Annotated in this window: 22 protein-coding genes; 12 read left to right on the top strand and 10 right to left on the bottom strand. The window is 44.2% G+C overall.

The features are described from left to right. The 4 genes from thrB (at position 1) to tesB (ending at position 3,904) form a co-directional block, all read left to right on the top strand. Positions 1 to 966 carry a homoserine kinase gene (gene thrB, locus ACYFDN_RS16610; protein WP_406609526.1) on the top strand — a complete coding sequence of 322 codons (966 nt, stop codon included), beginning with the start codon at positions 1 to 3 and terminating at the stop codon, positions 964 to 966. Then, positions 963 to 2,240 (top strand): threonine synthase, encoded by a 1,278-nt coding sequence (gene thrC, locus ACYFDN_RS16605; RefSeq protein WP_338622224.1) that lies wholly within the window; start codon positions 963 to 965, stop codon positions 2,238 to 2,240. The genes thrB and thrC overlap by 4 nt, the downstream gene beginning before the upstream one ends. A gap of 73 nt (positions 2,241 to 2,313) precedes the next feature. Beyond that, on the top strand, positions 2,314 to 2,952 hold the full coding sequence (locus ACYFDN_RS16600) for a hypothetical protein (RefSeq protein WP_483511996.1): 639 nt from the start codon (positions 2,314 to 2,316) through the stop codon (positions 2,950 to 2,952). A 91-nt stretch (positions 2,953 to 3,043) separates the two neighbouring features. Continuing rightward, the gene (gene tesB / locus ACYFDN_RS16595; RefSeq protein WP_016400853.1) at positions 3,044 to 3,904 is read left to right on the top strand and encodes an acyl-CoA thioesterase II; all 861 of its coding nucleotides are present in this window, start codon (positions 3,044 to 3,046) and stop codon (positions 3,902 to 3,904) included. 67 nt (positions 3,905 to 3,971) lie between these two features. On the opposite strand, the gene grcA is transcribed toward tesB, so the two are convergent. Further along, positions 3,972 to 4,352 carry an autonomous glycyl radical cofactor GrcA gene (grcA, locus tag ACYFDN_RS16590; RefSeq protein ID WP_016400854.1) on the bottom strand — a complete coding sequence of 127 codons (381 nt, stop codon included), beginning with the start codon at positions 4,350 to 4,352 and terminating at the stop codon, positions 3,972 to 3,974. 428 nt (positions 4,353 to 4,780) lie between these two features. Between grcA and ACYFDN_RS16585 the strand changes: the two genes are divergently transcribed. Then, positions 4,781 to 5,338, top strand: a complete 558-nt coding sequence (locus ACYFDN_RS16585) for a hemerythrin domain-containing protein (RefSeq protein WP_016400855.1) — start codon at positions 4,781 to 4,783, stop codon at positions 5,336 to 5,338. A 51-nt stretch (positions 5,339 to 5,389) separates the two neighbouring features. Here ACYFDN_RS16585 and ACYFDN_RS16580 read toward each other — a convergent pair whose 3' ends face one another. After that, the gene (locus ACYFDN_RS16580; RefSeq protein WP_016400856.1) at positions 5,390 to 5,557 is read right to left on the bottom strand and encodes a DUF3545 family protein; all 168 of its coding nucleotides are present in this window, start codon (positions 5,555 to 5,557) and stop codon (positions 5,390 to 5,392) included. A 307-nt stretch (positions 5,558 to 5,864) separates the two neighbouring features. On the opposite strand from ACYFDN_RS16580, the gene ACYFDN_RS16575 reads away from it, so the two are divergent. Further along, positions 5,865 to 7,274, top strand: a complete 1,410-nt coding sequence (locus ACYFDN_RS16575; protein ID WP_472590087.1) for an alanine/glycine:cation symporter family protein — start codon at positions 5,865 to 5,867, stop codon at positions 7,272 to 7,274. A 73-nt stretch (positions 7,275 to 7,347) separates the two neighbouring features. Here the strand turns inward: ACYFDN_RS16575 and ruvX are convergent, their stop codons facing one another. From ruvX to rsmE, 4 genes are read right to left on the bottom strand one after another with little or no spacing between them, the layout of a single operon-like run. Beyond that, entirely contained in the window at positions 7,348 to 7,776 is a 429-nt protein-coding gene (gene ruvX / locus ACYFDN_RS16570) for a Holliday junction resolvase RuvX (protein ID WP_016400858.1), read from the bottom strand. Continuing rightward, positions 7,776 to 8,339 (bottom strand): YqgE/AlgH family protein, encoded by a 564-nt coding sequence (locus ACYFDN_RS16565; protein ID WP_016400859.1) that lies wholly within the window; start codon positions 8,337 to 8,339, stop codon positions 7,776 to 7,778. Before ACYFDN_RS16565 ends, ruvX begins: the two co-directional genes overlap by 1 nt. A gap of 27 nt (positions 8,340 to 8,366) precedes the next feature. Further along, positions 8,367 to 9,323: a glutathione synthase gene (gshB, locus tag ACYFDN_RS16560; protein WP_483511994.1), complete on the bottom strand. Its 957-nt coding sequence runs from the start codon at positions 9,321 to 9,323 to the stop codon at positions 8,367 to 8,369. Further along, the gene (rsmE, locus tag ACYFDN_RS16555) at positions 9,324 to 10,055 is read right to left on the bottom strand and encodes a 16S rRNA (uracil(1498)-N(3))-methyltransferase (protein ID WP_483511993.1); all 732 of its coding nucleotides are present in this window, start codon (positions 10,053 to 10,055) and stop codon (positions 9,324 to 9,326) included. A 164-nt stretch (positions 10,056 to 10,219) separates the two neighbouring features. Here rsmE and ACYFDN_RS16550 point away from each other — a divergent pair, with 164 nt between their 5' ends. Then, positions 10,220 to 10,648, top strand: coding sequence for a hypothetical protein (locus ACYFDN_RS16550; protein WP_221076080.1), 429 nt, complete (start codon positions 10,220 to 10,222; stop codon positions 10,646 to 10,648). Here ACYFDN_RS16550 and ACYFDN_RS16545 read toward each other — a convergent pair. From ACYFDN_RS16545 to ACYFDN_RS16530, 4 genes are all read right to left on the bottom strand, one after another. After that, on the bottom strand, positions 10,637 to 11,101 hold the full coding sequence (locus ACYFDN_RS16545; protein ID WP_483511992.1) for a SprT family zinc-dependent metalloprotease: 465 nt from the start codon (positions 11,099 to 11,101) through the stop codon (positions 10,637 to 10,639). The two genes, ACYFDN_RS16550 and ACYFDN_RS16545, sit on opposite strands and share 12 nt — an antisense overlap. Before the next feature lie 91 nt (positions 11,102 to 11,192). Continuing rightward, positions 11,193 to 12,344 (bottom strand): methionine adenosyltransferase, encoded by a 1,152-nt coding sequence (gene metK / locus ACYFDN_RS16540; protein ID WP_016400864.1) that lies wholly within the window; start codon positions 12,342 to 12,344, stop codon positions 11,193 to 11,195. A 360-nt stretch (positions 12,345 to 12,704) separates the two neighbouring features. Beyond that, on the bottom strand, positions 12,705 to 13,250 hold the full coding sequence (locus ACYFDN_RS16535) for a YbbN family protein (RefSeq protein WP_483511991.1): 546 nt from the start codon (positions 13,248 to 13,250) through the stop codon (positions 12,705 to 12,707). Between the two features lie 353 nt (positions 13,251 to 13,603). Next, on the bottom strand, positions 13,604 to 14,875 hold the full coding sequence (locus tag ACYFDN_RS16530; RefSeq protein ID WP_483511989.1) for a chloride channel protein: 1,272 nt from the start codon (positions 14,873 to 14,875) through the stop codon (positions 13,604 to 13,606). Between the two features lie 206 nt (positions 14,876 to 15,081). Here ACYFDN_RS16530 and tkt point away from each other — a divergent pair, with 206 nt between their 5' ends. The 5 genes from tkt to ACYFDN_RS16505 all read left to right on the top strand — a co-directional run. Next, positions 15,082 to 17,076 carry a transketolase gene (gene tkt, locus ACYFDN_RS16525; RefSeq protein ID WP_483511987.1) on the top strand — a complete coding sequence of 665 codons (1,995 nt, stop codon included), beginning with the start codon at positions 15,082 to 15,084 and terminating at the stop codon, positions 17,074 to 17,076. Between the two features lie 84 nt (positions 17,077 to 17,160). Then, positions 17,161 to 18,186, top strand: coding sequence for an erythrose-4-phosphate dehydrogenase (gene epd / locus ACYFDN_RS16520; protein ID WP_338622216.1), 1,026 nt, complete (start codon positions 17,161 to 17,163; stop codon positions 18,184 to 18,186). Positions 18,187 to 18,241: 55 nt separating this feature from the next. After that, positions 18,242 to 19,405: a phosphoglycerate kinase gene (locus ACYFDN_RS16515; RefSeq protein ID WP_016400869.1), complete on the top strand. Its 1,164-nt coding sequence runs from the start codon at positions 18,242 to 18,244 to the stop codon at positions 19,403 to 19,405. A gap of 98 nt (positions 19,406 to 19,503) precedes the next feature. Beyond that, positions 19,504 to 20,580, top strand: a complete 1,077-nt coding sequence (gene fbaA / locus ACYFDN_RS16510) for a class II fructose-bisphosphate aldolase (protein ID WP_016400870.1) — start codon at positions 19,504 to 19,506, stop codon at positions 20,578 to 20,580. 433 nt (positions 20,581 to 21,013) lie between these two features. Continuing rightward, positions 21,014 to 22,154: retention module-containing protein (locus ACYFDN_RS16505; RefSeq protein WP_483511986.1), on the top strand; the 1,141-nt coding region annotated here is incomplete at its 3' end.

Genomic DNA, 22,154 nt, shown 5'->3' with positions numbered 1-22,154 from the left:
ATGGGTGTTGTTGTTTATGCTCCAGCCTCTACAGCCAATGTAAGTGTAGGTTTCGACAGCTTAGGTGCAGCGCTGTCGCCAATTGATGGGCAGCTATTAGGTGACCGAGTATTGGTTGAAGCTGCCAGCGGCGATGATGTGATCATCGAAAATGTTGGTCCATACGCACATAAACTGCCAGCCGATCCTAAACAGAACATTCTTTACGATTGCTACCACTACTTTGTTAAGCAGTATGCAGAGCATCATGGCAAGGTACTTGGCTGCGTTAAGATGACCCTAGAAAAGAACCTGCCTATTGGTAGTGGTTTGGGCTCTAGCGCCTGTTCAGTAGTGGCTGCGTTAGAGGGCTTAAATGCCTACCTTGATTCGCCATTTAATAAAGAGCAAATGCTAATTATGATGGGCGAGTTAGAAGGCCAAATTAGTGGCAGCGTGCACTACGATAACGTAGCGCCATGTTATTTAGGTGGCATGCAGCTAATGTTGCAAGAAGCCGGGGTGACTAGCCAAGCTATTCCCCATTTTGAAGATTGGTATTGGATTGTTGCCTACCCAGGCATTAATATTTCAACCGCTCAAGCACGCTCTATTTTGCCGGCGCAGTATCGCCGCCAAGACACCTTAGAATTCGGCCGTAATTTGGCAGGTTTTGTTCATGCCAGTTATAGTAAGCAGCCAGAGTTAGCCGCAGCCTTATTAAAGGACAATATTGTGGCTGAACCTTACCGTGCGAAATTAATTCCAGGATTTGATGAAGTACGCAGCTATGCAGCGCAAAGTGGTGCACTAGCCAGCGGTATTTCAGGCTCTGGGCCAACGGTTTATATTGTTACCCCAGTATTAGAACAAGCTGAGCGAACCAAGGCTTGGTTAGAACAACACTTTATTCAAAACGAAGATGGATTTTGCCATGTTTGTAAAATTGATGAGCAAGGCACACGAGTAACAGGAACGTCGCTATGAATTTATATAACTTAAAACACAACGAAGAGCAGGTGAGCTTTACTCAGGCAGTAAAACAAGGCTTGGGTAAACAGCAAGGTTTATTCTTTCCCGATAGCATTCCTGCATTTGATGATATTGATGCGGTGCTGGAACTAGATTTTCACGCCCGTTGCGCAAAGTTGCTCGCGGCTTTATTAGACAACGAGTTGTCTGAAGCTGAGCTATTTGACATGGTAAGCAAGGCCTTCACTTTTACTGCACCGTTAAATAAGGTGACTGAGCAAATTAGTGCGCTAGAGTTATTTCATGGTCCAACCTTAGCCTTTAAAGATTTTGGCGGCCGCTTTATGGCTCAGTGTTTAGCCAAGTTCTCTAATGGTAATAAAACCACTATCTTAACCGCTACCTCGGGTGATACTGGCGCAGCTGTGGCACATGCTTTTTATGGCATGGAAAACATTAACGTAGTGGTACTCTACCCGAAGGGTAAAATTAGCCCTCTACAAGAAAAGCTGTTTTGTACCCTTGGTGGCAACATTACTACGGTAGCGGTAGAGTCTGACTTCGATGCTTGTCAAAGTATGGTTAAACAGGCCTTTGACGACCAAGAGCTTAAACAAGCTATTGGCCTAAACTCGGCAAATTCTATCAATATTAGCCGTTTGGTGGCGCAGGTTTGTTACTACTTTGAAGCTGCTGCACAGTTACCTAAAGCGCAACGTGAGCAACTAGTGGTTGCAGTGCCTTCAGGCAACTTTGGTAACTTAACCGCCGGTTTAATTGCTAAAGCTATGGGCTTACCGATTAAGCGTTTTATTGCTGCCACAAACGTAAACGATACGGTGCCACGTTACTTAGCGTCAGGTAACTGGGAGCCTAAACCAACACAAGCTACCTTATCTAATGCGATGGACGTGAGCCAACCCAATAACTGGCCACGTGTTGAAGAGCTGTTTAAAACCAAAGGCTGGCCGCTAAGTGACCTAGGCAAAGGTGCCATGACTGATGAGCAAACTGCTGAAGCGGTTAAAGCTTTAGACGACTTAGGTTATGTGTGTGAGCCGCATGGCGCGATTGCTTATCAGCAACTTACCGAGCAACTAGCCGATGGCGAACAAGGTTTATTCTTATGTACCGCTCATCCAGCTAAGTTTAAAGAAAGCGTAGAAGAGATTTTGCAACGTGAAATTGACCTACCAAAACCGCTTGCTGACCGAGCAGACTTAGACTTGTTATCTAAAGAAATGCCCGCTGATTTTGCTCAACTGCGTACTTTGTTAATGAGCATCTAAGCTGATTGGCTAAACGACTTAAAACAGCGCCCTTTATGGCGCTGTTTTTGTTTGTAAAAGAAATGGTGAAAGCATGAAAGCCAGCCTGATAATTAGCATAGTGAGTGGTTTAATAAGTGCTACTACAAACGCTGAACCTAGCAATGCTTGGCATTACCAACAAAGTGCTGAGCAGCAATTGAGTTACGCGGAATTAGTTGATACATCTGGCGAAGTTAGTCTAATGTTTCGCTGCATTCATGGCGAGCTGGATAGCTTAATGCGCCTTGCAAATGGGCCTTTGCAGCCAGCGTATAACTTTATGGATTGGCAATTCACCCAGCCGCAGAATCAGCTAACTAGTTTTAATGTTCTTTATCATCATTTTGATGACGACTATTATCAGCTGGGGACGGGTTATAACAGCTGGTTTGAGCTGTACTTTACTATTATGCAGCATTCGCAGATGCGTTGGTCGAGTAATGACTTTGCTGACATAGAGTTTTTGTATCACGACTCAGCCGAGATTAGCCAAGTGATTCAGCAATGCCCAGAGGCTTTTCAAGCTTCTTATGACGAGCTGGCTGAGCAGTTAAGCCAAGAGCTAGTTACGGCACGTAATGCCGGTAAGCATCAACGAGTTAATGATATTGAGCAAGCCATTGAGCAGCTAGTACATTTAGCCACTCAGTTGGCTCAATTAACGCAAGTGCCTTTGCTGATTAGTGACTAGTTAGTCAAATAAATATCGCCTAGCTATCAAGTTGATCTTTGCAGCGTTCTCACGCATATTGCAAAGATTGCTAGAACAAAATACGAAAACTATGAGTAAAGTGTTAAAAGATTTGCTCGAGCTATTAAGCTTAGAGCGCATTGAAGAAGGCCTATTTCGCGGGCATAGCCAAGATTTAGGCTTTGGAGCAGTATTTGGCGGCCAAGTAATGGGGCAGGCCTTGTCTGCCGCTAAAGAAACAGTGAGTGAAAAGCGCCAGGTTCACTCTTTTCACTCTTACTTTTTACGACCGGGCGATCCCAATCATCGTATCGTTTACGATATAGAAAGCATTCGTGATGGTCGCAGCGTATCTACTCGTCGTGTTAAAGCGATTCAATTTGGTAAGCCTATTTTCTATATGACGGCGTCTTTTCAGCAGCCGTCTACTGGTTTTGAACACCAAGATGAAATGCCTGACGTCGCAGCTCCAGAAGAACTGCAATCAGAGCAAGAGTATGCTTTTCAGCTGCGTGACATGCTACCCGATGCGGTGCGTGACAAGTTCATTTGTGATAAGCCCTTAGAGATGCGTCCGGTGGAGTTTGTTAATCCTCTCCAGCCAGAAAAGCTCGCCGCTAAACGTTGTGTATGGTTTAAGGCAAATGGCCAAATGCCCGATGACGGGCGGATTCATCGTTACTTATTGGCTTATGCATCTGACTTTAACTTTTTGCCTACCGCTTTGCAGCCTCATGGGCGCTCATTTATTGAGCCGCAGATGCAAACTGCAACCATTGATCACAGCATGTGGTTTCACCATGATTTTCGCTTAGATGAATGGTTATTGTATGTGGTAGATAGCCCTGCAGCATCTAATGGCCGAGGATTGGTAAGAGGGCAGTTCTTTACTCGTGATGGCAAGCTGGTTGCGTCTACCATCCAAGAAGGCGTAATTAGGGAACGAACTTAGCTTTTGTAGAGCCTAGATAACAAAAAAGCATGCCTAGGCATGCTTTTTTCGTTTTAGTTACTGAGTCTTATAGTGATTCAGTAAAAGTACGCGTAATTACGTCTTGTTGTTGCTCAGTAGTAAGAGAGTTGAAGCGAACAGCGTAACCAGAAACACGAATAGTAAGCTGCGGGTATTTCTCTGGGTGCTTAACTGCATCTTCTAAAGTTTCGCGACGAAGAACGTTAACGTTTAGGTGTTGGCCACCTTCTTCGATTGGCTGAGCTTTCATTGGTACTTCGCGATATTCGATTTGACCTAGTTTATCGATAGCTACCACTTCATCTTCAGCGTATAGCTCGTCTTTTACACATAGGCAGCGAGCTTGATTTTGCTCGTTGTCTAGTAGCCAAAAAGAACCTAATAGTGCGTCGTTATCTGCTTTAGTGATTTGAATACCGGTGGTCATAACATACCTCATTAGCTAAAAGTTGTAATTTTATTACAGAATATAGCGATCCTTGAGCCACTTACGAATCATTATCGCCACTTGCTGTAACTATACTACAATTGACCTTAATCAAAAAAGGGTTTTTTTTGAATTTTATTATTATCTTTGTTGATTAAGGTTAAGAGGAGGTTTGATTGCTTGTGTTAGTGCCTTGAGCTGTGCTTGAATAAGAAATAAGCGTTTATCATTGATGTGTTATACAAGCATTTGTTTTTTATGGCTTAGTAGTTAACAAACAGTACAAACCCGCTTTTTGGCGTGTTTATCTTAAAAAGTGTGAACTGAGCGAAAAGCAAATCTGTCTAATAAACGATCTAGCGCAATAATAGTACAACGGTGAGTCCTTTATACTGATTTGAAAAGTGCTGGTTAGCCAAGGAGAAGCAATGTTACAAAGTCTTCAACAAGATCATCAAAATATCGCTAAATTGCTGAAGGTGTTAGAGCAGAAGTTGGCTCATATTCGCAATGAAAAAGCGGTTAAATATAAGTTGATCGCCCATATCATTAGCTACATGCAAGAGTACGCAGACCGTTATCACCACCCTAAAGAAGATCTTATTTATGATTACTACGTGAAATACCGTGTAGTAGAGGATGATTTATCCAATCAACTTAAGAAGCAGCATGAAAATCTTATGGCGATGACCGATGAGTTGAGCGATATCTTAGATATCATCTTGCTTGACGCAGTGGTACCACTGGATCAATTTAGTGACAAGCTGGAAGCCTTTATTAATGCTCAGTGGGAACACCTTAATTACGAAGAGGATGTTGTTTTTCCTGCCTTAAAGCGCCACCTTACAGCGGATGATTGGCGCGCAATTGAGCAAAGCTGGCAGCACGGTAATTACGAAGACCCACTATTTGGTCACCGTGTTCATGAGCAATACAAAGCCTTGTCTGAGCGAATTAAGCTGTCTCAACCTCAAGAAGAAGAGTAGAGAGTATAATTTCAGCAAATAAAAAACCCGGCTAAAGCCGGGTTTTTTTGTTTAGTATTCGTACTCTGATTGTAGATCAAAACTGTGGTCGATTGACTGTAGTTCTTTTTGTAAGCGAATCTTATCTTTAATTGCCTCAATCTCTCGCCACTTACGTTTCTTATTTGAACTGCGAGAAGATTTGCTGGTTTCAACAGTATCCAAGTCTAGCCTATCCATGGTTATCTCCTTGTATGTTGTTGCAATTTAATAAGTACCATACGAGCACAAAAAGTAAAATACTAATGTTGCAAAATAGTTACAGCGGCTCACTTTTTTAGGCTTTTTTTGCGAGATTTTCTAAGCTTTATCTGTAGTTGCTATTTGTAGTCATGGATTTTTATACCGTTAATTTATATCGATGTGAGTTTTTATCTTGTTTTTGTTATATATCAAAGCATAGTCGCGCGCAGTTCCTTAAAATCCGCGTCCATTCAAACCTAGCTTAGGTTTTTAACCAACATTAAACGTAAGGTGAATCCGAACCATGAATGAGATTGTGAACTGGTTAAACGATGTGCTGTGGGGCAACTTGCTCATCTACTTGCTGTTGGGTACGGGTGTGTTGTTCACCGTAAGAACCAAATTTATTCAATTTCGCCATTTTGGTCATATGTTTTCGGTAATGAAGTCTAGCCGTAAATGTGATGCTAGTGGTATCTCCTCATTTCAAGCTTTATGTACTAGTCTTGCGGCGCGGGTAGGTACCGGTAACTTAGCCGGTGTGGCTGTTGCGGTAACCTTAGGTGGGCCTGGTGCGGTATTTTGGATGTGGCTAATTGCCTTGTTGGGTATGGCAACTAGCTTTGCTGAAAGCAGCTTAGCCCAGCTTTATAAAGTAAAAGACAGCGATGGTAATTTTCGCGGTGGCCCGTCTTATTACATGGAACAAGGCTTAGGCAAGCGTTGGATGGGCGTGGTATTTGCCATCTGCCTAATTATTGCGTTTGGCTTGGTGTTTAACGCCGTTCAAGCTAACTCTATCGCTTCTGCTTTGCACGAGGCATTTGGCTTTGAGAAATACCTAGTGGGCTTAGTACTGGTGATAGCGGCCGCGCTAATTATTTTTGGCGGTATTCGCAGCATCGCTCGCTTTGCCGAGTTGGTGGTGCCAGTGATGGCCTTAGCTTATGTGGTAGTGGCCTTGCTGGTTGTATTGGCGAATATTCAACAAATGCCAGAGGTGTTCGGCCTTATATTCCGCTCGGCTTTTGGTTTTGAGGAGGCTGGTGCTGGTGCTTTAGGCGCGGCGATGATGAACGGTATTAAGCGTGGCTTATTCTCCAATGAAGCTGGTATGGGTAGTGCGCCTAACGCAGCGGCCACAGCAACGCCTTATCCGCCGCACCCTGCTTCTCAGGGCTATGTGCAAATGCTTGGGGTATTTATCGACACTGTGGTGATTTGTACTGCAACTGCAGCGATTATTTTGCTTAGCCACAACGAGCAACTTACCGGTGATGGGATTGCACTAACCCAGCAAGCTTTAAGTGGTCAAGTGGGTGCCTGGGGAAGTTACTTTGTAGGTATTGCGATTATTTTCTTTGCTTTCACATCGATAGTGGGTAACTACTCGTATGCAGAAACTAACTTAATTTTCTTAGAGCACAACCATAAAGCCGGTTTGTGGATCTTCCGTTTATTGGTACTAGCAATGGTAATGGTAGGCGCAGTGGTCAAAATCGACATTATTTGGAATTTAGCCGATGTGTCGATGGGCTTTATGGCGCTAGTTAACCTTGTGGCTATTTTGATGCTCTCTGGTGTGGTTGTGAAATTAGCCACTGATTACAATCGCCAGCTAGACGCCGGCAAAGTGCCAAGTTTTAACAGCGACGAGTACCCAGAATTGAAACAGCAAATAGATAAAGACATTTGGTCTGGCTCAAGTAAATAGAAGGCTTAGCTCTTCAAACAAAAAAAAGCCTCGATAATATCGAGGCTTTTTATTAACTCATTTAGGCGAGTAACTAGTATTGCTCGGCGCACCAGCTTTCAAAAATTAAGGCGGCGGCTAGGCTATCTACAGCGCCTTTTTCTAAGGCTTTATAACCGCCTAACTCAAATAACTTTTCTTTTGCATCTACCGTGGTTAATCGTTCATCTTGCATCGCTATTGGGTAGCCAAAACGGCCATGTAGGCGGTTGGCAAACTTTTTAGCTCGGTTGGTGAGATCTTGCTCGGTGCCGTCCATGTTAAGTGGCAAACCAATTACCAGTAGATCGGGCTGCCATAGCTTGAGCAGTTCTTCTAAAGTTTGCCAATTTGGAATGCCATCTTGAGCTTTGATGGCGGCCAGCGGCTTAGCTGAGCCCGTTAACTCTTGACCGATGGCAACACCAATACTTTTGGTTCCAAAGTCAAAAGCAAGGGCTGAGCGCTCTCCAGATCTGGCCATTAAGCGTGACCTACTTGGTTAGATAATTGCCAGATATCAATGCCCAAACTTTTGGCCGCGGCTTCCCAACGTTTATGAATGGGGGTTGAGAAAATAATGTCGGTACTGGCCGGTAAGGTTAGCCAAGAGTTTTCAGCAATCTCTTGCTCCAGCTGACCGGCTTCCCAGCTGGCATAACCTAAGGTGACGATATAATCACTGGGCTGGGAATCAGTGCCTAAGGTGTCGAGCACATCCTTAGATGTGGTGACCATTAGCTCTTCACTTACTTTTAAGCTGCTGCTAAAGCCTTTTACCGGTGAGTGCAGCACAAAACCTCGTTCCTGCGACACTGGGCCGCCTTGGTATACCGGGCGGTCCAAATCTTCTCGGATCATTTCTACTTGGTCTTGCAGTTCTATTTGTTGCAGCAGTGATTCTACCGATAAATCGACCGGTACATTAATCACCAGGCCCATTGCGCCTTCTTCGTTATGTTCACACATATAGACTACCGAGCGCTTGAAGAAAGGGTCTTCTAAGCTCGGCATGGCGATTAAAAACTGATTCTGCAAAGTGTTCATTGCGTCCAAATTAACCCTTTTAACTACTTAGGTTGATGATTTAAGTCTAGCTTCTATTGCATCCATTAACTTACCGGTAATGGAAATATCGTAGGCTGCTTCAATTTCTTTGATGCAGGTAGGGCTAGTGACGTTTATTTCAGTCACCTTATCGCCAATCACATCTAAGCCTACAAATACTAAGCCTTTTTCTTTTAGAGCCGGGCCTATGGCATTAGCGATGTGCCAGTCACTGTCTGAAAGTGGTTGAGCAACACCTCGGCCACCTGCAGCCAGGTTGCCACGGGTTTCGCCTTTCGATGGAATGCGCGCTAAGCAATAGGGCATAGGCTCACCATCTACAATCAAAATGCGTTTATCGCCATCTACAATCTCTGGGATGAACTTCTGCGCCATGCAGTACTCTTGACCATGATTAGTGAGTGTTTCGAGTATCACGCCAACATTTGGATCGCCTTCTTTTAGGCGAAAGATAGATGCTCCACCCATGCCATCTAGCGGTTTCATGATGACGTCTTTGTGCTGCTGGTGGAAAGCTTTTAAGCGCGGCATATCACTGCTAACTAGCGTGGTTGGGGTAAACTCGGCAAACCAAGCTGTAAACAATTTCTCGTTAGCGTCGCGTAAGCTTTGCGGCTTGTTAATGATTAAGCTGCCCTCAGCTTCGGCGCGCTCTAAAATATATGTGGCGTAGATAAACTCGGTATCAAAAGGAGGATCTTTACGCATTAAAATGACGTCTAGCTCACTTAAGCTTTGATCCACTTCACTGCCTAATTCATACCAAGATTGCTCGTCATGTTGTACGGCTAATGGGCGCATCTTAGCTGCAGCCCTGCCGCCATCTAAATAGAGATCTTGCATCTCCATGTAGTAAATCTCGTAGCCGCGTGATTGAGCTTCTAGCAACATGGCGAAACTAGAATCTTTTTTGATGTTAATGTCGGCGATGGGATCCATCACGATACCAAGTTTAATGCTCATTTATGCTAAGTCTCCAAATTGACATTGCAAAGCGGTAATAGCCGTAAGGGCTGCTGTTTCGGTTCGCAGTACCCGCGGCCCTAAAATTGTCTCTTGAAACTGATGCTGATTGCAGTTTTCAATTTCTTGCTCGCTTAAGCCACCTTCTGGCCCAATAAGTAGCCTTACTCCGTGTTCAGGAGTTGGCAGGGTCTTAATGCTATATGGGGCCTTTGGGTGTAAATTCAACTTCATAGCGGCAGACTCTTCGCTGGCCCATTGCTCCAGGCTTTGTAGTGGCGCTATTTCTGGCACAACACTGCGCCCCGACTGCTCACAAGCAGCAATAGCAATTTTTTGCCATTGTTGGCGCTTCTTCTCAAAGCGCTCTTGGTTGAGCTTGACCCCGCAACGCTCGCTGGTGAGAGGAGTGATTTTGTTGACCCCCAATTCCACAGATTTTTGAATGGTAAATTCCATTCTGTCACCACGAGAAATCACTTGGCCTAGATGGATATGCAGTGGAGACTCGCTAGGGTTAGCGGTAACTGCGGTAATTTTCACCGACACATGCTTTTTACTGGCTTTTTCTATTTGTGCTGCGTAGTTATTGCCATCGTTATTAAACAGCTCAAGTTGCTGGCCAGCTTCCATGCGCAGTACCCGCCCAACGTGATTAGCTGCTTCATCATCAAGCTCTGTGACCATGTTTAGCGAGAGCGGCTGAGAGTGGAAAATTCGTGGAATGCGCATGGTGAAAAATAGGCCTTTTGGGTTGTTGTAATGGTTAAGGATTTGACCGTTAAAGGATAAACCTATTGCTTACTTATGCCTAGTAATCCATTAGTACTTAGGATATTTCTATATTGATTTATTCGTTATTTATTGTAGTCTGTGCCTTTTTCAAGGGACTGAATATGAAAGTAATTAAACTTGGTTTGGCTTTTTCTATGATGGGGCTTTTAGGTTGTGCTGCGACCAATCAAAAAGTGGAAGAAATAGCATTGAACTATCAACCAAATCCTCCTTCGGTTGTTACCGAAACTACTAAACAGTTACTCGTTGAGCGTTGCAATAAAAGAGTGAGTTCTGTGAGTTATTTAAAAACACATTGTTATGTTGTGGGTGATGTATTGGTTATTGAGCACCGCCTTCGCGACAAGCGCAGGGAATGGACTGCAAATTCTATTTCTGACTCTCAGCTTCGATTAGCTAATAACGTTTGTAATTCTCATGTGGAATTTGGTGCTCTGCAAGATGGTATGGGTTACATGGTTAACTTTACTGGGGGAAGAAATGGTTTACCTACCAGGGTTATCACCATTGACGATTGTTCAAACTCTTAATCGTTGATTACACTTCTTGCACTGATAACTGGCCCCTTTTAACACTTTATTATGACGCCGTACACTTAATTGATGAACTTGGCAGGCACAGCGATATTCAAAACTGCTTAGCTGTAGATGTTCTAGTGAGTAGTTGTGAGTGGTAGCAGCGGGGCAGTTAAAAACCTGCTGCATTATTTGTTGCCATTCTACACCGTGGGGTTTTACTCGGCCGTATACCGCGTGGCAGACAAGATGAGCGACTTCGTGAGGGACGGTTTGCGCTAAAAAGTGTTCTGGTTGCTGTTGATAAAAATGGGCGTTAAAACGCAAGCGCCATTGACTTAAATTGGCACTACCCGCCACTTTACTTTTTCGCGATGACAGCACCAGCTCGGGGCGCTTAAAGCTTTGCTTAAAATGGCTTTCTGCCAGCCTAAAGCACAGTTCTACTTGATGAGTTATTTGCTGCACAAATTGAATTCTTAGACTTAGCCAATAAAAAAGCCGAAAGGATAATCGACGATTATACGCTTTCGGCTTAATTTAACGAGTGAGCAATAGCTTATAAGCCAGCTTCACTCTTTAGTAGTTCTGCTTTATCAGTCGCTTCCCAAGGGAACTCTTCACGACCAAAGTGACCGTAAGCAGCGGTTGCTTTATAGATTGGGCGCTCCAAATCTAGCATGCTTAAAATACCGTAAGGGCGCAGGTCAAAGTGCTTACGCACTAAAGCCACTAATTTGTCATCGGCAATTTTGCCAGTGCCAAAGGTATCAATGCTGATTGAAGTCGGCTCAGCCACACCAATTGCATAAGATACTTGAATCTCACAGCGATCGGCTAAACCTGCGGCAACAATATTTTTAGCTACATAGCGGCCAGCGTATGCGGCACTACGGTCAACTTTTGAAGGATCTTTACCAGAGAATGCACCGCCACCATGACGTGCCATGCCGCCGTAGGTGTCTACAATAATTTTACGACCGGTTAAGCCACAATCACCCATTGGGCCACCAATTACAAAGCGGCCAGTAGGGTTAATGTGAAACTGGGTCTTATCGTTAAGCCACTGTGCAGGTAGTACTGGCTTAATGATTTCTTCCATTACGGCTTCACGTAAATCGGCAGTAGAAATACTGTCACAGTGCTGTGTAGACAAAACTACAGCGTCAATGCCAGTAATAATGCCATTCTCGTAAGCAAAGGTAACCTGTGATTTAGCATCTGGGCGTAACCAGTCAAGCGTGCCATTTTTACGCACTTCTGCTTGGCGCTTAACCAGCAAGTGTGAGTAAGTAATTGGTGCAGGCATTAATACGTCGGTTTCGTTGGTGGCATAACCAAACATTAAACCTTGGTCACCAGCGCCTTGATCTTCTGGGCGTGAGCGGTCTACTCCTTGGTTAATGTCTGGGCTTTGTTTGCCCACAACGTTAAGCACTGCGCAAGAGTCAGCATCAAAACCCATATCTGAGTGGGTGTAGCCAATGTCACGTACTGTTGAGCGAGCAAGTTCTTCGATATCAACCCAGGCAGAGGTATTGATTTCGCCGCCTACCATTACCATGCCGGTTTTTACGTAGGTTTCACAGGCTACACGTGCCTTTGGGTCTTGCTCTAAGATTGCGTCCAATACTGCATCAGAGATTTGATCTGCAATTTTGTCTGGATGCCCTTCAGACACTGATTCTGAAGTAAATAAATGAGTAGCCATGTTTATATCTCGTAAATGGAATTATATACGTATGGATGTTTTACCATCTGGACGTCTATTCTAAGTGAGGGGTAAAAGATTTGCTAGCGCTTATTAATGAAAATAATTCACATTGGCAGATTAGTTTTATTGAATTTGCCCATTAATACGCAGGCTTTCAACTTTGAGATCTTAGCAAAATCTATTTTGTTGCTAATCGCTTAGTTATCTTTAGGGGCTGGTGGTATGTTCGAACGGCAGATACAGAGCACCGCATAGAAAAGCCTAAAGGTGGTGGTTGTTAGATCTTAATTTGAACTGTAAAGCATTTAGCCGCTTCTAAAGCGGCTAAATGTAAAATTATGAGTGCAAGTTGCGTTGTTAGGGCTTGCTCAGCTCGTGCTTGATCCAGTTGCTCAAGTTTTGCCTGGTTTCGAGTCCGGTTTTGCGAGCGATTTCTTCGTCGCCACGCACAATTACAACAACCGGCAGAGTAGAAACTTGATACTTGCTACGAGCGGTTCTGTCTTCACTCAAGTTAATTAGCTCAATTTTTTTGTCATTCTGCTGGTTATAAAGCAGCACCAAATCAGCTTGAATTTTACTTTGGTCATTTCGGTCATGCACAAAAGAGACTAAGCGAATTGGAGGACGAGGACTACGGGTTAAATCTAGGCATTGGCCGCCATCATCGTATTCTTTACATGACCAAACAAAGTCGTGGTACTTAAGAGTTTGCGAATAGAAGTATTGGCCAGCATCGAACTTTTTGATGCTAGGTATGTGCTTGGTGGTTTCACCATGTTCATCGCTGAAGCTTTTAATCACTCGACTATTAGCTTGGAAGGTGGTGGTGTCGGTATTTACGGCAGCAAAAACTTGACCTGAAAACCAAGCCATTATTAACAGTACAACTGGGCGGCGCATAAAAAAAATCCCTATAAAATACAAAGCCACTATTAATATCCGTGTCATTCTAGAACACTTAAGCCTGCAAGCCTATCGTATTTTTCTGTGATACCGTTCTCATTTTCATTTCGCCTAGTTTTTCCGGTGAATAGCTCCTTTCTTGTCTTATTTGACAGGTATTATCGGCTCATCTTTGCTGGTTAGGATTTTGCTATCTGTAGTGCTGGGACTGGGCTATTCGTTTCACACATTTGTTGGGAGAGCGCTGCTCAGTTTATCTAGCTAGCGAGTTGTTTTGGTAATAGAGAATGCGAGGGTACTTGTATTTAAGCTTGTCTCTTTGTCGTCGCCGCTATTGCTGGGTCTTACATTTAACTTTGCTGCAACTGTTCACTATCTAGCGTTTTGTTTTCTTCCTTAACTAGAACGGGGCTATTGATTAAGCGGATTTGCGCATTGAGCAGTTGCTGCTCAATCAAACTGGGTGAACGGAAGATATATTTGGCAATGGCACTGGCGCACAAACACGCCACTATGGCTGGTATAACAATTTCAACCTGCATGGTTTGTTCGGTAATTAGCAAAAATGCTGCCCAGGGGGTGCGAAATACTGCGCCAAACATGGCGCCCATACCTACTATCACTAGCATTAAGTCTGCGCTGTTAGGAATAACCTCGCCAATGATACTGCCTAAAATACCGCCAATTACCAACATGGGGCCCAAACTGCCACCGGGTAGGGCAAAGGCTAAAGCTACAGTGGTTAAGACGATCCTAGCTAATAACCAGAGGTGCTGTTGGCCAAGATCTAACTCCCAATAAAGTAAACCGTTTGGCGTAATAGGTTCTAAACCTAACCATTGAGGGTTTAGCAGTCCTGCCAAGGCTGTCGCACTAGCAGCAATGGTTACCGCATAGTTGCGGTTAAGTTTGGGCATGGCGCGAATAAGCTTAACCAGCAAAGTAGCAAATACACCACACAACATGCCGAGTAAGGCAAACTGCGCTAAACCATGCCATTCAAAAGACTGTGGAGGCAGGTTAATTGTTAACATGCTTCCACCATGTAATTGCGATATAACGCTTGCTGTTGCTGCCACCACGGCAATGGTGGCGATAGAGCGCCAATTAAAGCGGCGCATGACTAACTCATAAGCTATCACCGTACCGGCCAATGGCGCATTGAATAAAGCCGCTACTGCCGCGGCGGTGCCACATGCAACACTTAAGCGTACTTGACCTTCGGTTAAGCGCGCGGAATAAGACAAATTACTGGCAACAACCGCGCTTAGATAACAGGCTGGGCCAACTATTCCTACGGCATAGCCACCCCACGTTAACAGCAGGCCTACCGCAAACTGATATATCAGGTTACCCCAGTGCAGCTGCCCCTCATCAAAGTGGTAAGCCTTCACCACAAAAATTAAACCCACTTGTTTGTAACGACTAAATAAGCGCTCAAACAACAGAATACAAATAGCCGCAATAAAGGGCAGTGAATAAACAGGTAAGGGCGAATCAAGAAACTGATTAGGGTTGAGGTGGGCGAGATCACTAAACAATAATGCTAAGCCACTGGAGAACAAACCTATGAACAGGTAAACAAAAAAACTGCGGCTGCGAAAAGCAAAGTTGTTCGCCATTTTTTGTTTAACGTCCTTGTTTGGTTCTTATATCAAGACTTTATCACGAAGATTCAAACTGTAAATATGCGATTGCTTAAGCATTCAGCAGAAAAAATGCATAAAACTGGAGATTCTTTTTAGATAAATATTGAGTAACACCGTTGACTTTGTGACAATACGCGCCTCTCGATACCCAATAGCCCTAATATTTGCAGGAGAAATTCATGTCTTCTCGTCGTCAATACGCCAACGCTATTCGTGCTTTAAGCATGGATGCAGTTCAGCAAGCTAACTCTGGTCACCCTGGTGCACCAATGGGAATGGCAGACATTGCTGAAGTTCTATGGCGCGACTTTTTGAAACACAACCCAACTGACCCAAACTGGGCAGACCGTGACCGCTTTATTCTATCTAACGGCCATGGCTCAATGTTGCTGTATTCTCTACTGCACCTATCTGGGTATCAGCTACCTATTGAAGAGCTTAAAAACTTCCGTCAGCTGCATTCTAAAACGCCTGGTCACCCAGAGTACGGTTATGCACCTGGCGTAGAAACCACCACTGGCCCATTAGGCCAAGGTATTACCAACGCAGTTGGTATGGCGCTAGCCGAGAAAATCTTAGCGGCTCAATTTAACCGCGATGGCTTCCCAGTAGTTGATCACTACACTTACACCTTCCTTGGTGACGGTTGTTTGATGGAAGGTATCTCGCATGAAGCATGTTCTTTGGCGGGTACTCAGGGCCTAGGCAAACTTATCGCATTCTGGGATGACAACGGCATCTCGATTGATGGTGAAGTTGAAGGTTGGTTTACCGATGACACAGTTAAGCGTTTTGAATCCTACGGTTGGCACGTAATTGGTGGTGTAGATGGTCACGACAGTGAAGCTATTAGCGCTGCAATTAAAGCTGCTCAAGCTGAAACTACTCGCCCAACCATGATTTGTTGTAAAACCGTTATTGGTTTTGGTTCGCCAAACAAATCTGGCAGCCACGATTGTCACGGTGCTCCACTAGGCCCTGAAGAAATCGCTGCTGCCCGCGAATTCTTAAACTGGCCACACGCTGCGTTTGATATTCCACAAGATGTTTATCAAGCGTGGGATGCCAAACCTAATGGTGAAAAAGCGCAATCAGAGTGGAATCAGTTATTTGCTGGTTATGAAGCTGCTCAGCCAGCATTGGCTGCTGAATTTAAGCGTCGTGTTGATGGTCAACTACCTGCCGACTGGAAAGAGTTTGCCGATAACTACATTAGCGAGTTGCAAGAAAGCCAAGCTAAAATTGCTACCCGCCAATCTTCACAAAAAACACTAGAAGCCTTTGGTCCTAAATTGCCAGAGCTACTAGGTGGTAGTGCTGACTTAGCGCCGTCTAATCTTACTATGTGGTCTGGATCTGAAGCTGTTACTGCTGAAGATGCTTCAGGCAACTACATGCACTACGGTGTTCGTGAGTTTGGTATGTCGGCCATTATGAACGGCATTACTTTGCACGGTGGCCTAAAAGCTTATGGTGCAACTTTCTTAATGTTTATGGAGTACGCGCGTAACGCTTTGCGTATGGCTGCATTAATGAAGCAACCTGCGATCTTTGTATACACGCACGATTCAATTGGTTTAGGCGAAGATGGCCCTACTCACCAAGCGGTAGAGCAAACAGCAAGCTTACGTTTAACGCCCAACATGAGCACCTGGCGCCCATGTGACTCGGTTGAGTCTGCAGTGGCTTGGCGTCATGCGGTAGAGCGCAGCGACGGCCCAACCTCACTAATTTTCTCTCGCCAAGGCCTAGCGCCGCAAGCGCGTGATGCTCAGCAGTTAGCTGACGTAGCACGTGGTGGTTACGTGCTTAAAGACAGTGCAGGTACACCAGAGTTAATCTTAATTGCGACCGGTTCTGAAGTAGAACTAGCGGTTGCGGCATACGAAGAGCTGACTGCTGCTGGTAAAGCAGTACGAGTAGTGTCTATGCCAGCTACCGATGTATTTGATGCGCAATCTGCTGAATACCGTGAATCGGTATTACCTAATGCTGTGCGCAAGCGTATTGCAGTAGAAGCCGGTATTGCTGACTTCTGGTACAAGTACGTTGGCTTCGACGGCAAAGTTCTAGGTATGACTACCTTTGGTGAATCAGCGCCTGCTGGTGAACTATTCAAGCTATTTGGCTTCACTAAAGAAAACTTAGTGAGCATGGCTAACGAACTACTATAAGCGCTAGCTTGGTGTAAGTTCAGTAAAAATAGAACCCTCTGCTAAGAGGGTTCTTTGTTTCAGCGTTATCAAAAGGCGATATGTATGCCTAAGCAAGCTATTAGAGTAGCCATCAACGGATTTGGTCGAATAGGCCGTAGTGTGGTTCGGGCTCTTTTTGAATCTCATCGTCAGCATCAAATCAAAATTGTCGCGATTAACGAACTGGCAAGCCCAGAAGCCATGGCTCACCTTCTTAAGTACGATTCTACTCACGGTACTTTTGCCGAAGATGTACTGCTACAAGGCGAAACATTGCTGGTGGAAGGGCAAGTTATACAGTTGCTACATCAAAGCGATCCCAGCACGCTACCTTGGCAAGATCTGGAAGTAGACATTGTGATGGAGTGTACTGGCCGTTTTAGCTCGGTAGCCGATGCGCAAATGCATATTGACGCGGGTGCTAAGAAAGTTTTGTTTTCTCATCCTGCCGATCCTTGCGTAGACCAAACAGTAGTCTATGGTGTAAATGACCAGCTATTAAGTGCAGCCGATAAAGTGGTGTCAAATGGCTCTTGTACCACCAATTGCATTGTGCCGGTGATACAGGTCTTAGATGAAGCCTTTGGGGTTGAATGTGGTACTATTACTACAATTCACTCGGCAATGAACGACCAACAAGTGATTGATGCCTACCATACAGACTTACGTAGAACACGTGCTGCAGGGCAATCAATAATCCCGGTTGATACTAAGCTGGCTAAAGGTGTAGAGCGGATCTTACCTAAATTTGCAGGTAAATTTGAAGCAATTGCGGTAAGGGTGCCAACACAGAACGTTACGGCGATGGACTTAAGTGTAACATTGTGTAAAAAAGTTACAGTTTCTGATATAAATCAAGCCATCCAAGCTGCAACTTGCGGTAAATTAAGCGGCATCTTGAGTTATACCGAAGAACCATTGGTGTCTATCGATTTTAATCACGATAGTCATTCAAGCATTATAGACGGTTCACAAACCCGGGTAAGTGGCGAACATTTAGTAAAAGTGTTGGCCTGGTGTGACAACGAGTGGGGCTTCGCCAACCGTATGTTAGACACCGCAGAGTTAATGAGTAACACGGAATTGTAGGTTTAGCCATGCTGGCTAAACTGTAAGTTTAAATTGAAACTATAGAGGACAGATAATGTCAATTATCAAAATGACCGACTTAGATCTTGCAGGCAAACGCGTATTTATCCGTGCTGATCTAAACGTTCCAGTAAAAGACGGAAAAGTAACTTCAGATGCACGTATTCTTGCATCTCTTCCTACCATCAAGCGTTGTCTAGAAGCTGGCGCTAAAGTAATGGTTACTTCTCACCTAGGTCGTCCAACTGAAGGCGAATACGCAGAAGAGTTCTCTCTAGCTCCTGTAGTTAACTACTTAAACGACGCATTAGACTGTGACGTTAAATTAGCTAAAGATTACCTAAATGGCCTAGAGCTAAACACTGGTGAATTGGTTGTTCTTGAGAACGTTCGCTTCAACAAAGGCGAAAAGAAAAACGAAGAAGAGCTATCTAAGAAGTATGCTGCATTGTGTGACATCTTCGTTATGGACGCATTTGGTACTGCACACCGCGCCCAAGCTTCAACTCACGGTGTAGGTACTCACGCTCCTGTAGCATGTGCTGGTCCTCTTTTAGCTGCTGAGCTAGAAGCATTAGGTAAAGCGATGGACAACCCAGAGCGTCCATTAGTAGCAATTGTTGGTGGTTCAAAAGTTTCTACTAAACTAACCGTACTTGAGTCTTTATCTAAAATTGCTGACCAACTAGTAGTAGGTGGTGGTATTGCTAACACCTTTATCGCTGCTGACGGCCACAACGTAGGTAAGTCTTTATACGAAGCTGACCTAGTAGATACTGCTAAAAAGCTAATGAAAGAGTGTGCGATTCCAGTAGCTACAGATGTTGCATGTGCTAAAGCATTTGACGAAAACGCAGAAGCGGAAATTAAGCCAGTATCTGAAGTACAAGACGACGACATGATCTTCGACTTAGGTCCAGATTCTACAGCAGCACTAGCTGAAATTATTGGCAATGCTAAAACAATCCTTTGGAATGGCCCAGTTGGCGTATTCGAATTCAAAAACTTCGAAGCCGGTACTGCGGGTATTTCTAAAGCCATCGCAGAATCTGCGGGCTTCTCTGTAGCGGGCGGCGGTGATACACTAGCGGCCATCGACAAGTTTGGTATTAAAGCCGATGTTTCTTACATCTCTACTGGCGGCGGCGCTTTCCTAGAGTTTGTAGAAGGCAAAGTATTACCAGCTGTAGCCATGCTTGAAGAGCGTGCAAAAGGCTAATTACTTGATCGGGAGCTTCGGCTCCCGTTTTCTGTATTAGAATGTTCTATGCAGAAATGAATAATTTTTAATCAATAAGACTAAATGGAACCATTGCTATGTCTAAGATCTTTGACGCAGTTAAGCCAGGTGTAATCTCTGGTGATGACGTACAGAAAGTTTTCGAAATTGCTAAAGAAAACAAATTCGCTTTGCCAGCAGTTAACGTAGTTAACACTGACTCAATCAACGGTGTTCTAGAAGCTGCTGCTAAAGTTAAAGCTCCAGTTGTAGTTCAGTTCTCTAACGGCGGTGCAGGTTTCTTCGCTGGTAAAGGTCTGAAACTTGAAGGACAAGAAGTACAAATCAAAGGTGCTGTAGCTGGTGCTAAATACGTTCACGCAATTGCTGAATCTTACGGCGTTCCTGTGATTCTTCACACTGACCACGCTGCTAAGAAATTGCTACCTTGGATTGACGGCCTACTAGACGCTGGTGAAGAGTTCTTCGCACAAACTGGCAAGCCATTATTCTCTTCTCACATGATTGACTTAAGTGAAGAGTCTCTAGAAGAGAACATTGAGATCTGTGGTAAGTACCTAGAGCGCATGGCTAAAATGGACATGACGCTAGAAATTGAACTAGGTTGTACTGGTGGTGAAGAAGACGGCGTAGACAACTCTGATATGGACGCGTCTGAGCTTTACACTTCTCCAGAAGACGTAGCTTACGCTTACGAAAAACTTAACCCAATCAGCCCTCGTTTCACTATTGCGGCTTCTTTCGGTAACGTACACGGTGTTTACCAAGCGGGTAACGTTGTACTTACTCCTACTATTCTTCGTGATTCTCAAGCTTACTGTGCTGAGAAATTTGGTATTGCACCAAATGCACTTAACTTTGTTTTCCACGGTGGTTCAGGTTCTTCAGAAGCTGAAATCCAAGAGTCAATTGGTTACGGTGTTATCAAAATGAACATCGATACTGATACTCAGTGGGCAACTTGGAATGGTATCCGTGAATATGAAGCGGCTAACCGTGAATACTTGCAAGGTCAAATCGGTAACCCTAAAGGTGCTGACCAACCTAACAAGAAGTTCTACGACCCACGTGTTTGGTTACGCGCTGGTCAATCAGGCATGGTTACTCGCCTAGAAAAAGCTTTTGCTGACCTAAATGCAGTAGACGTACTGTAATTTAGTCATCAAGACTTTATCAGTTAAGGCTCACTTCGGTGGGCCTTAATTGTTTTTGGTTGCCTAGTAAATACTTTCAAACTAATTAATAATCTAACACTTTTCTTTTTTGTAAACTTTTTTATACATTTTTTCTGGTTCTCAATTCTCCATTTCTAAACAATTCCAAGCATTTCATTTTTCTCGCTTTTAGTTCATGATTGTTTTACTTTAGCTTCATAAGATAATGAATTAACTATATTTATTTTTGTTCGTTGTGAAAAATAACTATGTGATTCAAGCGTTTATGATACTTGTTAGTGCAAGATTAGAAAAATTCATTCGTTAAAACTAGCGGTATTGGCTAAAATTTATACTCTAAGTCCAATGAATTGGCGTGAGTCGCGGGCTGCGGACAGCAAGCGTATCGAAAAAGATTGAAAGGAATAATCAAATGGAACAGAGCATTGCAACTTCAAGTGCAACCATTGTATCTATTCAGGGCCAAGCGTTTGCCGTAGATGCCCAAGGCAACATTAGACCCCTACAAGCGGGAGATAGTATTGCGCCTGGCGAATTGATTATAACTTCTCAAGGCGCGCAACTTGGTTTTTATTATGGTGATGACCAATATGTGCTTGGTGATAATAGTGCGACTCAATTACCTGAATTTGAACCTAACCAAACACTTTCGCAGTTAAATGCAGCCAATGACCTTGATGTAGAAGCGCTACAACAAGCCATTTTGGAAGGGGCTGACCCGACTGAACTATTTGAAGCTACTGCTGCAGGAGGTGCCCCCGCAGGAGGTGGCTCCTCGGCCGGTAATGGTGGATTTGTAACTATTGAAAGAATTGGCGTTGAGACCATCGCTCAAGCTGGTTTTGATACGCAACCTCCTGCTACCAATTCTGAACTCGCAGACACAGACAACGAAGCTACAGAGCCCTTAGCAATTAATAACTCATCTAATGAGCCAACCCCTCCAGCACCAAGTCCTGATCAAGTGCCAACAGTTAGCTTAAGCGTACAAGCTATTACTGAAGGGGCCGTTGATACTGATACTGTTGTGGCTACATTTAGTTCTAGCGATCCCGATGGTGATGAGATCATTCATAGCCTAGTTAATGATCCTCAAGGCTTTTTTGTCATCGATGGCAATGAGATAAAGCTAACTGAAGCGGGAGTGGCAGCAGTAAATGATGATCAGCTAAACCTCACGTCTTTAAACATTACGATACAAGCTGAAGCAAATGGATTGACTGCAAGTGACAGTGCTGATGTAAGCATCGCTCGCACTGATGATGGAGTTACACCTCCGGTTGACCAAGGCCCAAGCATTAGTGTCACCGCAGAAACGCTCACTGAAGAATCCGTGTCTACCAACACCGTGGTTGCTAACTTTACGTCTAGCGACCCAGAAGGTGACGCCCAGACCTACGCCTTGCTCAATAATGACGATGGCTACTTGGTGCTTGATGGCAACCAAGTCAAACTGACCGATGCCGGTGTGACCGCGGTCAACAACGATACTCTCAATCTTTCCGAACTTAACATTAGTGTAGAAGTGACCGCCAATGGTCAAACTGCCAGCG

Source organism: Agarivorans sp. D1326, assembly GCF_056958115.1.
Note: the sequence above shows the minus strand (reverse complement) of the source record. Positions and strands in the feature narration are given on the sequence as shown.